Origin of the sequence: Aestuariivita sp., from assembly GCF_021404545.1 — a bacterium.
Lineage (GTDB): Bacteria > Pseudomonadota > Alphaproteobacteria > Rhodobacterales > Rhodobacteraceae > Aestuariivita.
Genome location: NZ_JAAWWD010000034.1, coordinates 65,507 through 80,043, shown reverse-complemented (window position 1 = coordinate 80,043; position 14,537 = coordinate 65,507). Strand labels below are relative to the sequence as shown.

The window sequence follows — 14,537 nt, the reverse complement described above, 5'->3', positions numbered from 1 at the left end:
CTTAATCCAGCCAAAGGATCGCGCATCAAATCAGGTCAGCGCCCAGGGCAGAGTTGCCAGACCCCGTTGCTCCGTGTCACCCTGACCCCGGTCCTGAATGTGAGAGGTGCGAGATGGTCCGTTTGTTGATGACAGTGCTGGCATGGGGAATCGCTGCCCCGGCGCTCCTGGCTCAAACGGCGGTGCCTGAGCATCGCTATCAGGTCACGCGGGACGTGGATTTTTATGGCTCTGACCTTCAGGCGCTTTTTGATACGGATCTGACCACCTGTATCCGGGCCTGCGCCCAGGACCGCGCTTGTGCCGCATTCACCTTCAACACCCGCTCGAACGCGTGTTTTCCCAAGTCGCAAGTGACAGAGCGTACCGATTACACCGGTGCCATCTCTGCCGAAAAGATTGCCACGGACGCGGCCATTCTGGCGGCGGCCGAGGGGCGGCGTGCCGCGCTGTCTTTTCTGTCAGACGATGTGATCAGTGATGCCGCGGTCGAGGCGCAGCGGATCGGGTTTCGCCATGCAGCGCCGGGGTTCGATCTGGCGGCGGTTCTGGATGCGGTCCGCGCCAGGGAAAACGCGGACCAGGTGCAGGAGGCGATGCGCTGGATGGGAGTGGCGGTGGCACTTACGGACCGGGCGGACCTCTGGACGGACTATGCCCGGCTGAACCTGAAACTTGCGACCCAGAACAGCAACGCTCGCAACACCGCCGAGCGCCGGGCGCTTCTGGCGGCGACGAATGGCTACCTGCGCGGGACCACCGGTGCCCTGCGCGCGAATGCCTTGGTGCAACTCAGCGTCGCACTGGAGCGGCAAGGCCGGGGTCGCGATATGGTCCGCGCCTTGCGACTTGCGATGGCCGAGGCGCCGCGTGCCGATATCGAGGCTGCGCTTGAGGCCGCGATTGCGAAATACGGGTTTCGGATCGTCAGCACCCAGGTCGACAGCGATGCAGCCGCCCCGCGGATCTGTGCTGAATTCTCCGAGCCGCTGGCCAAGACGGGCATCGATTACGAGCCTTTCGTGCGGTTGCCATCCAGTGATCTGGCGGTACAGGTGGAGGGGCGGCAGATCTGTATCGACGGGCTTGATCATGGCGCGCGGTACAGCATGACGTTCCGCGCGGGCCTGCCCTCGGCCGAGGGGGAGGCGTTGTCCAAGGATACCCCGGTCACCTTATATGTACGTGACCGCACCCCGCTGGTGCGCTTTCCCGGGCGCGCTTATGTTCTGCCCAAATCTGCGGATGCCGCGATCCCCGTGGATACCGTCAACCTTACTCGGATCGAGCTGAAGCTGCGCAAGGTATCGGACCGCAACCTGCTCAGAGCGATACAAGAGGATTACTTTGGCAGGCCGCTCTCGAAATGGCAGGATGACAGCTTTGCCAGCGACATCGCCCGTCAGGTCTGGACCGGAATGGCAGAGGTGCAGGGCAATCTCAACCGCGACATGACCACCCGTTTGCCGCTGGGCGATGTGTTGGCCGATCTGCCGACCGGGATCTATGCGCTGACCGCGCGCAACCCCGATGCGGATGAATACGAAGAGGCGGGCGCAACACAATGGTTCGTCCTGTCGGATCTGGGGCTGAGCACGATAAGCGGGACGGACGGCTTGCATGTCGATGTGCGCGGTCTTTCGGATGCCGCGCCCCGTGCAGGTGTGGAGGTGACACTGATTTCGCGCGCAAATGAGGTACTGGGCCGCACCGTCACGGATAACGCGGGGCGGGCGCGGTTCGATCCCGGTCTCGAACGGGGGCAGGGGGCTTCCGCTCCGGCGCTGGTTCTGGCCGAGTTGGGCGCGGATGACATGGCCTTCCTGCCGCTCACCGATCCGGCCTTTGACCTGTCGGATCGCGGGGTGGAGGGGCGCGCGCCCGCCGGGCCGGTGGATGTGTTCCTGACGTCCGATCGCGGTGCTTACCGCGCAGGCGAGACGATTCATATCACGGCGCTTGCGCGGGACAGCGATGCACGCGGCATCGACGGTCTGCCAATGACCGCCATCCTGACGCGCCCTGATGGCGTGGAGTATGCCCGCCGCGTCTCCTCTGGCGCTGGGGCGGGCGGTCATGTTCTGGCCTTTCCGCTGGGCCTGAGCGTCCCGCGCGGCACTTGGTCCTTGACCCTAAAGGCCGATGCAGACGGCGCGGCGCTGGCCACTACTCAGATTCTGGTCGAGGATTTCCTGCCCGAGCGTATCGATTTCACCATCTCGCTGCCGGACGCCCCGCTGCGCCCCGGTGACACGCCACCGCTGACCGTCGAGGCGCGGTATCTCTTCGGAGCGCCGGGCGCCGGTCTACCGGTCGAAGGGTCCGCGGCCCTGCGTCCGGTCCGTATACTGGCGGATTGGCCCGGCTACCGGTTTGGCCGTTATGACGAAAGCACCCGGTCCCGTGCCGCGTTTTTCAGTGGCGGTCCCACCGATGCGCAGGGCCGCGCGGTGGTTCTGGTTGAGTTGCCGGAGGCCGGAGCGCCCGGCATGCCCATGCAGGCCACTGTCACCGCCCGCATCGCCGAAGGGTCGGGCCGTCCGGTCGAACGCCAGCTTGACGCACCGGTCGCGCCCTCAGGTCCGGTGATTGGCATCAAGCCACGGTTTGACGGGGTCGTCGCCGAAAGCTCCGATGCGGTGTTTGACGTGATCGCGCTGACCCCAGATCTGACACCCCAGGCGATGGAAGTGCGCTGGACCCTCAACCGGATCGAAACCCGGTATCAGTGGTATCAGCTCTATGGCAACTGGAACTGGGAGCCGATCACGCGGCGCAGCCGGATTGCAAGCGGCGAGGCCCAGATCGGGGAAGGGCCCCTCACAATCTCCGCCCCGGTCGATTGGGGCCGGTACGAGTTGGTGGTGGAGCGCAATGACGGCTCCTATGTCGCCGCCGCGCAGGATTTCTATGCCGGGTGGTATGCGCCCGCCGACAGTTCAGACACGCCCGACACACTGGAGCTGTCGCTGGATCGACCCGACTATACCCCGGGTGATACGGCCCGGCTGCGCATCGTACCGCGCTATGCCGGAACCGCGCTTGTTACCGTAGTATCAAACCGGGTGATCGACCGCCGCGCCGTCGAGGTGAGCGAGGGCGAAAACCTGATCCCGCTGGACGTGACGGAAGCCTGGGGCGCTGGCGCCTATGTCACCGCGTCGGTCATTCGGCCGATGAATGTCTCTGCCGGGCAAAACCCGGCGCGCGCGTTGGGACTGGCCTATGCCAAGATTGCGCCGGGGGATCGGCAATTGGCGGTGGCGATTGATGTCCCCGAGGTCACGCAACCGCGCCAGAGCCTGCGCGCCGGGTTGACCGCAACGGGTGCGCGGGAGGGTGACGAGGTCTGGCTGACGCTCGCCGCCGTCGATCTCGGCATCCTCAACCTCACCGGGTTCGAGGCGCCCGACCCCTCGGCCCACTATTTCGGCCAGCGCCGCCTGGGGGTCGAGCTGCGCGATATCTATGGGCGTCTCATCGACGGGATGAACGGCGCGCTGGGCCGCGTCCGGTCCGGTGGGGACCGAAATGCAGGCATGCGCATGCAATCGCCGCCGCCCACTCAGGAGCTGATGGCGCAGTTTTCGGGTCCTGTGCGCGTGGGTTCGGATGGAATGGCCTATGTGAACATCGACCTTCCCGCCTTCAACGGCACCCTCCGCTTGATGGCGGTTGCCTGGAGCCCTCGCGGAGTTGGCCAGGCAACCGCAGATATTATTGTGCGCGATCCCGTCGTGGCGACGGTCAGCCTGCCCCGGTTCCTTGCCCCCGGCGATCAGAGCCGGATGCGGATCGAGCTGGTTCATGCCGAAGGCCCCACCGGTGAGATGCGGCTACGTCTCGACACACCATCCGCCGTTAACCTCAGTGCGCGTGCGGCAGAGGTTGCGCTCAGTCCGGGCGGGACAGAGACACTGGATCTGGCGCTCAGTTCGGATCAGATCGGCGATCATCCGATCACGCTGGTGCTGGTCACGCCGGATGGCACCGAGCTGACCCAGCGCTTTGTCCTACCTATCCGTGCAAATGACCCGGAGGTCGCGGTGACGCGCCGATTCAGCCTGGGCGTTGGAGAGACGTTTACGCTGGATACCGCCGTCTTTGCCGACTTGCGCCCCGGGACGGGCAGTGCGCTGCTCTCTGCCGGGGCGCTGGCGCGGTTCGACGCGCCGGGGCTTTTGTCGGCGCTTGACCGGTACCCCTATGGCTGCACCGAGCAGGTGGCGTCCCAGGCGATGCCGCTTCTCTACCTCGGTCCGGTGGCCGAGGCGGCGGGGCTGGGGAAGGGGTCCGATATCGACGCACGCATCGCCGATGCGATCCGCCGGGTTCTGACGCGTCAGACCTCAAACGGGGCGTTCGGGCTTTGGCAGGCCGAGGCGGGTGGTGATTTCTGGCTCGACGCTTATGTGGTGGATTTCCTCAGCCGTGCGCGCCTGCAAGGGCATGCCGTGTCCGATCTGGCGTTCCGAATGGGCGTGGACAACCTGCGCAATCGTCTGAATTTTGCCGCCGATTTCGACAGTGGGGGGGAGGACATCGCCTATGCTCTGCTGGTCTTGGCCCGAGAAGGGGCCGCCGCGATGGGCGATTTGCGCTACTATGCCGACCAAAAGGCCGAGGCCTTCGCGACACCGCTGGCGCTGGCGCAGCTGGGGGCGGCGCTGGCGGCCTATGGCGATCAATTGCGTGCAGACCGGATGTTCGGTCTGGCACAAGAGAGGCTCGATAGTCAAACGGCGCAGGAACGGCCGGTTTGGCGCGCCGATTTTGGCACTGGGTTGCGTGATGCGGCCGGCGTTCTGGCGTTGGCGTCCGAGGCAGGCAGCACGGCGGTGGATACTGATGCGCTGGTCCGCCGGGTTGCGGCGCGCGACGGGCGTCGCTCGACGCAGGAGGCCGCATGGTCCCTGCTGGCGGCGCATGCTTTGGCCCAGACGCCCGCATCCGCCGGTTTGCGGGTCAATGGTGCGGCGGTCAGCGGCCCGTTTGTGCGGCTATTGGAGGATGGCATCGCGGGCGACAGCCTTGCGATCACGACGGGTGCGGCCACCGATCTGACGCTGACCACGATCGGCGTGCCGCTGGTGCCACCGCCTGCTGGCGGTACCGGTTATGCCATCACGCGCGCCTATTACACGATGGAGGGCGATGCGCTCGACCCCGCCAGCCTCATCGTGGGCCAACGGTTTGTCACCGTTCTGACGGTTGACCCTGCGTCTGACACCGGCGCGCGGCTGATGGTCGACGATCCGCTGCCTGCTGGGGTCGAGATCGACAACCCCAGCCTGCTGCGCTCGGGGGATGCCCGCGCGCTCGATTGGCTGGAGCTGTCGGAGGCCGAACATGCCGAGTTCCGCGCGGACCGGTTTCTGGCGGCGGTCGATCTCAGGGCGCGCCAGCGGGTGACGCTGGGTTATGTCGCGCGGGTGGTGACACCTGGCACATACCATCACCCCGCCGCTGCGGTCGAAGACATGTACCGCCCCCGTTATCGCGCCAATACGGACACGAGCCGGGTGACGGTGCGTCCGTGATCCGGGCCGCCCCCATCCTGTTCGCACTGGGCCTGTCGCTGGCCGTTGCGGGAGGGCTGCGCGACGCGGGTGCGCGCTGGGTGGCGACCACCGATCTACCGCCCGTGTTGGCCGAGACCTCGCGTGAGGTCGTTGACCGCCATGGCCACCTCCTGCGCGTGTTCCCGGTCGAGGATGGCCGTTGGCGGCTGGCCGTTCGCACCCATGATGTGGACCGCAGGTTTATCGAGATGCTGCTGCGCTATGAGGACCGGCGGTTCTGGCGTCATCCCGGTGTCGACCCGCTGGCCCTGATCCGCGCGGCAGGACAGGCGGTCCGGCATGGACGGGTGGTGTCGGGCGGGTCGACCCTGACCATGCAGGTGGCGCGTTTGCTGGAAAACGGCAGCACGGGCGTTTGGCCCGGAAAACTACGCCAGATCCGCGTGGCCCTGGCCCTTGAACAGCGGTTTTCCAAGGAAGAGATCTTTTCCCTTTATCTGCTGCATGCGCCATATGGCGGCAACCTCGAAGGGGTGCGGTCGGCCAGCCGCGCATGGTTCGGCAAGGATCCGCGTCGCCTGACAGTGGCGGAGGCGGCCCTTTTGGTTGCGCTGCCACAGGCACCGGAGGTGCGGCGCCCCGACCGCAACCAGGGTCAGGCGCGCGCCGCGCGCGACAGGGTCCTGACCCGTCTGGCGGATCAGGGCGTTCTGAGCCAGGCGGAGGCCGAGGGCGCGGGGCACGCCGCACTCCCCCGCCGGCAGGCCAGGTTCCCGGCGCACGCACCGCACCTGACCGAAGCCGCCTTGCGCGCCGATCAGACGGTGCATCGCCTTCGCCTGACACTGGATGGCGCGATGCAGGCGCGTCTGGAACGGCTGCTGGCCGAAGCCCTGGCGGATGCTCCGCCACAGGTGTCAGGGGCGATCCTGGTGGCCGATCACCGGACCGGTGAGATCCTCGCCTCGGTCGGCGCCCCCGACTACACGGATACGGCACGGCAGGGCTTTGTCGATATGACGCGCGCAGTGCGCTCCCCCGGCTCGACGCTTAAACCGCTGATCTACGGCTTGGCCTTCGATCAGGGTTTGGCACATCCAGAAACGCTGATCCATGACGGCCCGGTCCGGTTCGGGCGTTATGCGCCGCAGAATTTCGACGGGCAGTTTCGCGGCGATGTGCGTATCCGCGATGCGCTGCACCTGTCGCTGAACATTCCGGTTGTCAAATTGACCAGGGCGCTGGGACCCGCCCGCGTCATGTCAGCGCTTTCGCGTGCCGGAGTGCAACCGCATCTGCCGGGGGGGCGCCCGGGCCTGGCGATCTCTCTGGGCGGCCTGGGCCTCAGCCTGACCGATCTGGTGCAGCTTTATAGCGCGATAGCACGGGGCGGAGAGGCGATCCCGCTCCGTTACAGCGCCGGTTCGGTGCCGCACGGCGCGCGGATGATCTCGGCTTCGGCGGCCTGGCATCTGGGCGACATCCTGTCTGATCTCGCTGCGCCGCCTGGCGCGCCCAATGGGGCGATGGCTTACAAGACCGGAACGTCCTACGGCCACCGTGATGCCTGGGCCATTGGCTGGGACGGGCAGCATGTTGTTGGCGTCTGGGTCGGGCGGCCAGACGGCACGCCGGTACCGGGGGCGTTTGGAGCCAGTGTCGCGGCGCCAATCCTGTTCCGCGCGCTGGGCGGCATCAAACCGCAATTCGCGCCCCTACCTCCGCCGCCACCAGAGACGTTGATTGTGGGCTCTGCCACACTGCCTCAGCCTTTGCAGCGGTTCCGCCCTCCAGGAAGCGTGCAGACCGACCGCGCCGATACACCGGAGCTGACCTTTCCCCCAACCGGGGCGCTTCTGGCGTCAGGCGATGGTCCGCTTACGCTGAAACTGCGCGGCGGGGTGCCGCCCTATTCGGTGCTGACGAACGGATCACCGGTGCTGACTGGCAGCCACAGCCGGGAAATGCAGGTGCCCAGCCCCGGCCCGGGCTTTTCCGCGATCACGGTTGTGGATGCCAGGGGCCAGTCCACGCGAGTGGATATCCGGCTGAGCGACTAAGGCGTTTCTCGAAACACCCCAGGCATGACCGATCGCCCAACGCGGTGATGTCTTTGGTTCCAGCCAGCATCGGGTAGGTCATGCATGTCCGAAGATACCATAGAGCGCCCCGCCCTTATCTTGATACGCTTATCGCCTTTTGCGTTTGAAGCGCAGCCGGAAGGTCCCAGATAAGCATATGATGGTTGACCCGAGGCGCCGCAGTCTTCAGCGCCGTCCCTCGCGCAGCCATCCCGCCAGAATAAAGCCCGACGCCAACAGCAACACCAACCATGCAGGCAAGAGCGGGATCTGCGTCACATCGCTGGTCTCATAAGCCTCGCGCGGGGTCAGGCCGATCCAACCGCGCCCGGCGGCAGGGCGCCCTTCGCGCACCGACCGCAGGGTCGGGATGCCGTCTTCCAGCCGCAGGATACCGCCACGCATCGAGGTCACGACAGGCTCCAGAAGATCGCCGCTCGCGATGGTTTCCTCAAATTCGCGCGGGGCGGCAGGGCCAAGGCCGATGACGGCCTCATTCTCTCCCTCCACCAGCCGGTAGAGCCCGATCTCGGGGCCTTCGTAAAGCGCCTCGAACCGACCGGGGCTGACCTCGCGCAGCTCGACCTCCACCGCGTCGCCGACCGGCGGGGTGACGGTGACCGGCCCGATCTCTTCATCAAGGGTCCGGCGGATGATGCGCATGGTCTGGCCGGTGGCCTCGGCCCAAAGCGCTTCTTCCTCAAGCTCGGGCTCTTTCATCATCCAATGGGCCAGACGGCGCAACAGCTCCATTTGCGGTCCCCCGCCCTCGTACCCCCGGCTCCACAGCCAGGCATGATCGGAGGCCAGAAGTGCCACGCGTCCCTCCTCGACCCGGTCGAGGATCAGCAGAGGCCTTTCATCGCTCCCGGTCATGACCACATTGCCGGTTTGCGGCAGAACGTCGATCTGGCGCAGCCAGGGGCCCCAATCCTCCGCCCGCCCCAGATCGGAGGTAACGGGGTGGCGCGCACCCAGATCGGTGACGGTTGGATCGAACCGTTCCTCGATCACCCGCGCACTGGGTTGGGCGGGCAGGATCGCCGCCAGCGGGGAGCGGTAGATGCTGTCGGCGGTCGCGAAATCGGGCCCTGCGGCCACCAGCACAGCACCGCCATTGCGCACATAGCTTGAGACATTATCGAGATAGATCGCAGGCAGAATGCCGCGCCGCTTGTAGCGATCAAAGATGATCAGATCGAAATCGTCGACCTTTTCCAGAAACAGCTCGCGCGTGGGAAAGGCGATCAGGCTGAGTTCATTGACCGGCACGCCGTCCTGTTTTTCCGGCGGGCGCAGGATGGTGAAATGCACCAGATCGACCGAGCTGTCGGATTTCAGCAGGTTGCGCCAGGTGCGCCCACCCTGATGCGGCTCGCCCGAGACCAGCAGCACGCGCAGCCGGTCGCGCACCCCGTTCATCTGAATGAGGGCGGTGTTGTTGCGATCCGTGAGCTCGCCTTCGGCGGCGGGCACGGTGAACTGGATCACGTTGCGCCCGCCATGGGGCAACGTGACCGGCAGTTCCAGATCCTGCCCGATGGGCACCTCGACGCGCTGGGGTGCTGCTCCATCCACCGAGATATCCAGAGGAGCCCTGACCGCGTTGGCAGGGGCCGCGCCGCTGTCTTCGATCCGCAAGGTCAGTGTCACCGGCTCTCCGATAATGGCAAAGGCTGGTGCGTTGCGCACGATCAGGCGCCTGTCCCAGTCGCCGTCACGCCCGGAGAGCAGGACATGGAAAGGTGCGGGCAGCTCTGGCGTGCGGTCGAGATCATGAACCCGCCCGTCGGTGAGTGCGATGATGCCAGCAATGCGCGCCCGCGGCTCTTCGGCCAGCGCCTCGGTGAGGGCCGTCATCAGTTGGGTCCCTGCGTCGCCCTCGCCGTCGCCCAAGGTCACGCGGCGCAGCTCGGTGTTGCTGCGTGCTTCGATCTGCGCGGCCAGGGCTTCGGCCGCTTCATCGGTTTGCACGGGACGGTCGCTGAGCGATTGGCTGGCGCTTTGATCCTCGAGCATCACGACGATATCGGTCAGCGGTGTGCGGTCTTCCTCCTGGTACACCGGGCCGGTCAGCGCGCCCACGACCATCAGCCCGGCCAGCGCCCGCAGGCCCCAGCCCGAAAGACCGCGCAGCGCCGCCAGCAGGATTGTCGCCACCGCCACCGCCGCCACGGCCATCACTGCAGGCCAGGGGATCAGCGGATCAAAGATGATCGTTCCGGTCATTGGCCCAACCTGTCCAAAAGAGCAGGCACATGCACCTGATCGGATTTATAGTTCCCGGTCAGCACATGCATGATCAGGTTAACGCCGAACCGAAAGGCCAGCTCGCGCTGCCGTTCCCCGGTAAAGCCGCGCCCTACGGGCAAAAGCGCATTGCCCTGCGCGTCCACCGCCCAGGCCGCGGCCCAGTCATTGCCGCCGATCACAACCGGAGTGACCCCGTCATTGAGGTTGCGAAACGGCATCCCCTCGATCTGCTGGGCATCCGGGGGTGCCGCCTCCACCCAGACATCGCGGCCGATGTGGCGTCCCGGGAAGTCCTGTAAAAGGTAGAACGTGCGCGTCAGCACATGATCCGACGGCAGCGGTTCCAGCGGCGGCACATCCAGCGGTGCCGCCAGCTGTTGCAGCTTGCGCCCGTTGGGGCTGGCTGATCCGAACTGGGCGATATCGGCATCGCGGGTATCGAATACGATCATTCCGCCTGACCGGAGATATGTGTTGAGCCGCGCATAGGCTTCGACCGACGGCGTCGGCTGATCCTGCGTGATTGGCCAGTAGAGTATCGGAAAGAACGCGAGCTCATCGCGCTCCAGATCAACGCCGATAGGGTTGGCGGGCTCTACCGAGGTGCGAAAAAACAATGTATCGGACAGACCGCGCAGGCCTGCTTCTGACACCTCGTCCACCCGCGCATTTCCGGTCAGAACATAGGCCAGCACGACCTCTGCCGTGGCATTGACGGCGTCGGCCTCATCGCTTGGCTGGGCAGTGGCCTGGGGGGCCAGCGGTGCGCTCATGAGGGCCAGCACCATCGCCGCAGTCCCGATGGCGCGTGACCGCCCCAGACGCCCCGAGATGGCCAGTGCAGCAATCACATCCAGCATCAAAAGGCCAATCGCAAGGCTCAGGAGCAGACCGCCCAGCGGCAACTCGGCCCGGATTGACAGCCCTTCAACAGGGATCCGCGCAGGCCAGATTGCAGGGGACAGCCTGTCTTCGGGACCCATCACATTGCGGGCCAGGCGCCGGTCCTCGCTGTCGTAGAGTCCCGGCAGCAGATCCGGCCCTACCGGATCGGTGACCAGTGTAGGGCCATCGACCCCCGGCAGGTTGCCCGCGTCGCGCAGCCGTCCGAAGCCGTCCATCACCTGAACCGGGCTCCAGGTCGTGCCCTCCAGATCACTGGCCGTGGGGTGTTTGGAGGCAGAAGAGACCGCCAGCCGTTCCAACATCTCGACGAAGAGGCCCGACAGGGGCAGTGTCGACCATTCCGCATTGGCCGTGACATGGAACAGAACGACCTGCCCCTGGCCCAGATCCTTGCGGGTCACCAGCGGTGTGCCATCGCTCAACGCGGCGATGACCCGGTCGGCCAATGTCGGATCGGGCTGGGCCACGACCTGTGCCGTCACGGTCACGTCGCGGGGAATGGCAAGACCGAAAAACGGCGAGCCTTCCTCGAAGGGCGCCAGCTCCTTGGGTTCCCCCCAGCTCATCGCGCCGCCGACGCTGCGCCCGCCCGCGCGCAGGCGCACGGGCATCAAGGGGTGTTCATCGGCGCGGCTGACATCGCTCGCGGCCAGTCGCGGCCCGGCAAAGCGCAGGAGCATACCGCCCTCTTCGATCCAGTCAGTCAGCGCCTCTTCCTCACCCGCCGACAGGGTCGCGACATCGGCCAGCGCGATCACATCGGGGTTGGCAGGCAAGAGATCTAGGAGCGAGCCCGACAGCAGCTCCGCCGTCGGCACCAATGCCTGTTCAAGGTAATGAAGCGGAGAGAGCAGCTCCAGCCCCTCGCGATCCTCGCGCGCGGCGATCAGCGCCACCTCCCGCCGTCGCAGGCTGTCATCCGACAGTGTCGTGGCCCCGGCAGACCTGCGGCCCTGAACCTCAAAGCGCGAGATCCGCCCGCGCAGCTCGGCTGGCAGCGACAGGGCGGTGGTGGCGTCGGTTGCATCCGCCGCGAAACCGGCATCGACCGACGCAAGGATGCGTTCGGTCCCGGCCGGGTCGCGCCCGATGGCCAGGATGGTAAGATCGCGCTGGGTTCCCGACATGGCGCGGCGCGCAGTGAGTTGAATGGCACCATCCTCGAACGTGGCGGGAGCCAGGGCGATCACCGGGGCGGATGTCTGAAAGACACGGACGGCGCCGCGGGCTTCCAACTGGGCCAGCAGGGTATCACGCCCGGGAAAATCGAGCGCATCGCTGAGCCAGTACGTATCGAAAGTGGTATCCTCGAGAGCGGCGATCATCTCTGCCCCGCGGGTCGCATCGGCTTGCCAAGGGCTGGGTGCGAACCCGGCCAGGCGGCTACGCCAGACATCCGCGGCCTGAAACACCGGCTCGTCCGGGTTGGTGAGCTGGGCAATGGCCACTGGCCGCCCGGCGCGCCCGGCATCGGCGAGCTTGACCTCGACCAGGTCCATCTTGGCGGACCATTGTGCGGCGCCTGCCCAACTGCCATCGAGCAGAATCAATAGCGGACCATTGCCGCCGCGATCCTCTTCTGGGTTCAGCACAGGGCCCGCCAGCCCGAGGATAAGGGCAGCCACCGCCAGCATCCGCAGCAGCAGCAGCCACCAAGGTGTGCGGTCCGACACGCTTTCCTCATCCGTAAGCCCCAGCATCAGGGCCACGCCGGGGAACCGGCGGCGGATCGGTGCGGGCGGCACGGCACGCAGGATCAGCCACAGGATCGGCAGCGCGATCAGGCCCAGCAGCAGCCACGGCGCCGTAAACCCGATGCCCCCGAATATGGTCATGATGTGCCCCCGTCCAGCGCGCGATAAAGCCACAAGAGCGCGGTTTGCGCGCTGTCGCCGGTGTGGTGCAGGCCCAAATGCCAGCCTGTCGCGCGGGTCAACTGGGTCAGTTCGGCCTTACGCTCGGCCAACCGCTCCAGATACCTGTCCCGAAGATCTGCGGCTTTGAGCGTCTCGTGGCTGAGCGTGCCGCCGACACTTTCAAAAATGGTGCGGCCCTGAAACGGAAACGCCTCCTCGCTGGGATCGAGGATCTGGAGCAGCACGCCGCGCACCCCGCGATCGGCGGCCTTGGTCAGCGCCAAACGCACATCCGCCATGTCGCCCAGAAAATCTGAGATAAAGACCGCGCGGGCATGCGGGATCATCGCACGGTGTTCCGGTGCCGCGTAATCGCTTTGGTCATCCACGCTGAACGCTTCGGCCAGGCGCAGGATCTGTTCATTGCCCCGGCGCGGCGGCAGGGTGGTGCCGGTCAGGCCCACGCGTTCGCCGCCACGGATCAGCAGAATTGCGGTAGCCAAGGCCAGGACGCGCGCGCGCTCGGCCTTTTCGGGCAGGTTCGCCTCGGAGGCAAAGCGCATGGACGCGCCCTGATCGACCCAGAGCATTACCGATTGTGCAATCTGCCATTCACGCTCGCGAACGAACTGCACATCGCCCATCGCGCTGCGCCGGTGGTCGATCAAACGGCGACTGTCGCCGACTTGCGCTGGACGGTACTGCCAGAAATCATCCCCCAACCCCGCGCGCCGTCGCCCGTGCTCGCCCAAAAGGACCGTTCCGGCCAGGCTTTCGGCCCTCGCCAGTAAGGCAGGCAGGCGGGCTGCTTCGACTTCGGCGCGCTCGCGAAGGGTCAGGTGTGGGCTCACGCGGCAGCCTCGGTTCGGGTCAGACCTGTGGCTGTCGTCTCGATCAGCTCCGACAGGCTGTCGCCTCGGGCGCGCGCGGCAAAGTTCAACGCCATCCGGTGGCTAAGCACGGGGCGCGCCATGTCGATCACATCTTCGGCATTGGGGGCCAGACGGCCCTGCAACAGCGCGCGCGCGCGCACTGTCAGCATCAGGGCCTGAGCTGCGCGTGGGCCGGGACCCCAGGCCACGGTGTCGCGCACACGGTCGGATACGCCCGCTTCGTCGGGGCGGAACGCGCGTACCAGATCGAGGATCATATCGACCACGCCATCACCGACCGGCATCCGCCGCAACAGCGTTTGCGCGGCCAAAAGCCCGTCTTGGTCAAAGACCTGGGTCGAAGCCTCTTCGCTGACGCCAGTGGTGGCCAGCAGGATGTCACGCTCGGTCTCGCGGTCGGGATAGTCCACGTCGATCTGCACCAGAAACCGATCCAGTTGCGCCTCGGGCAGGGGATAGGTGCCCTCCTGCTCGATGGGGTTCTGGGTGGCCAGCACGTGGAAGGGCGGCGTAAGCTCGCGGTCCTGGCCCGCCACCGTCACCATCTTCTCCTGCATCGCCTGAAGCAATGCCGATTGCGTTCTGGGGCTGGCGCGATTGATCTCATCGGCCATCAAGAGCTGGCAAAAAATCGGCCCGGGTACGAACCGAAAGGACCGCGTGCCGTCGCTGGCCGTGTCCAGCACCTCTGATCCCAGGATGTCAGCCGGCATGAGGTCGGGGGTGAACTGGATGCGGTTGCCATGCAGCCCCATGACGGTCGACAGCGTCTCAATCAACCGGGTTTTGCCGAGGCCCGGCAATCCGATCAGCAACGCGTGACCACCACACAAAAGCGCAGTCAGCGTAAGGTCCACGACCCGCTCCTGTCCGATGAAGCGCTTGGTGATGGAGGCCCGGGCCTCGGCCAGTTTAGCTTCCAGCGCTTCGATTTCGGCCACCAGATCTGCGTCGTCGGACATGACAATCCTTTCCCGGGTCATATATGTTCGTTCTACAAAGTGTATCTCGCTAAAGCGAAATGGC

At 66.0% G+C, this 14,537-nt stretch carries 6 protein-coding genes; 2 read left to right on the top strand and 4 right to left on the bottom strand.

Features of this window, described 5'->3' with window-relative positions; genetic code table 11:
• Positions 1–113 precede the first annotated feature (113 nt).
• Complete coding sequence (locus tag HEP69_RS10560; RefSeq protein ID WP_290558486.1) at positions 114–5,540, top strand: alpha-2-macroglobulin family protein; 5,427 nt, start codon at positions 114–116, stop codon at positions 5,538–5,540.
• On the top strand, positions 5,537–7,582 hold the full coding sequence (gene pbpC / locus HEP69_RS10555) for a penicillin-binding protein 1C (RefSeq protein WP_290558485.1): 2,046 nt from the start codon (positions 5,537–5,539) through the stop codon (positions 7,580–7,582). The genes HEP69_RS10560 and pbpC overlap by 4 nt, the downstream gene beginning before the upstream one ends.
• 207 nt (positions 7,583–7,789) lie before the next feature.
• On the opposite strand, the gene HEP69_RS10550 is transcribed toward pbpC, so the two are convergent.
• Genes HEP69_RS10550 through HEP69_RS10535 form a run of 4 tightly spaced genes read right to left on the bottom strand, consistent with a single transcriptional unit; the run spans position 7,790 to position 14,473 of the window.
• Complete coding sequence (locus HEP69_RS10550) at positions 7,790–9,832, bottom strand: hypothetical protein (protein WP_290558484.1); 2,043 nt, start codon at positions 9,830–9,832, stop codon at positions 7,790–7,792.
• A complete protein-coding gene (locus HEP69_RS10545; RefSeq protein WP_290558483.1) occupies positions 9,829–12,597 on the bottom strand; it encodes a DUF4159 domain-containing protein in 2,769 nt (922 codons plus the stop codon). The genes HEP69_RS10550 and HEP69_RS10545 overlap by 4 nt, the downstream gene beginning before the upstream one ends.
• Entirely contained in the window at positions 12,594–13,469 is an 876-nt protein-coding gene (locus HEP69_RS10540; protein ID WP_290558482.1) for a DUF58 domain-containing protein, read from the bottom strand. Before HEP69_RS10540 ends, HEP69_RS10545 begins: the two co-directional genes overlap by 4 nt.
• On the bottom strand, positions 13,466–14,473 hold the full coding sequence (locus HEP69_RS10535) for a MoxR family ATPase (protein ID WP_290558481.1): 1,008 nt from the start codon (positions 14,471–14,473) through the stop codon (positions 13,466–13,468). The genes HEP69_RS10540 and HEP69_RS10535 overlap by 4 nt, the downstream gene beginning before the upstream one ends.
• Between the last annotated feature and the right edge of the window lie 64 nt (positions 14,474–14,537).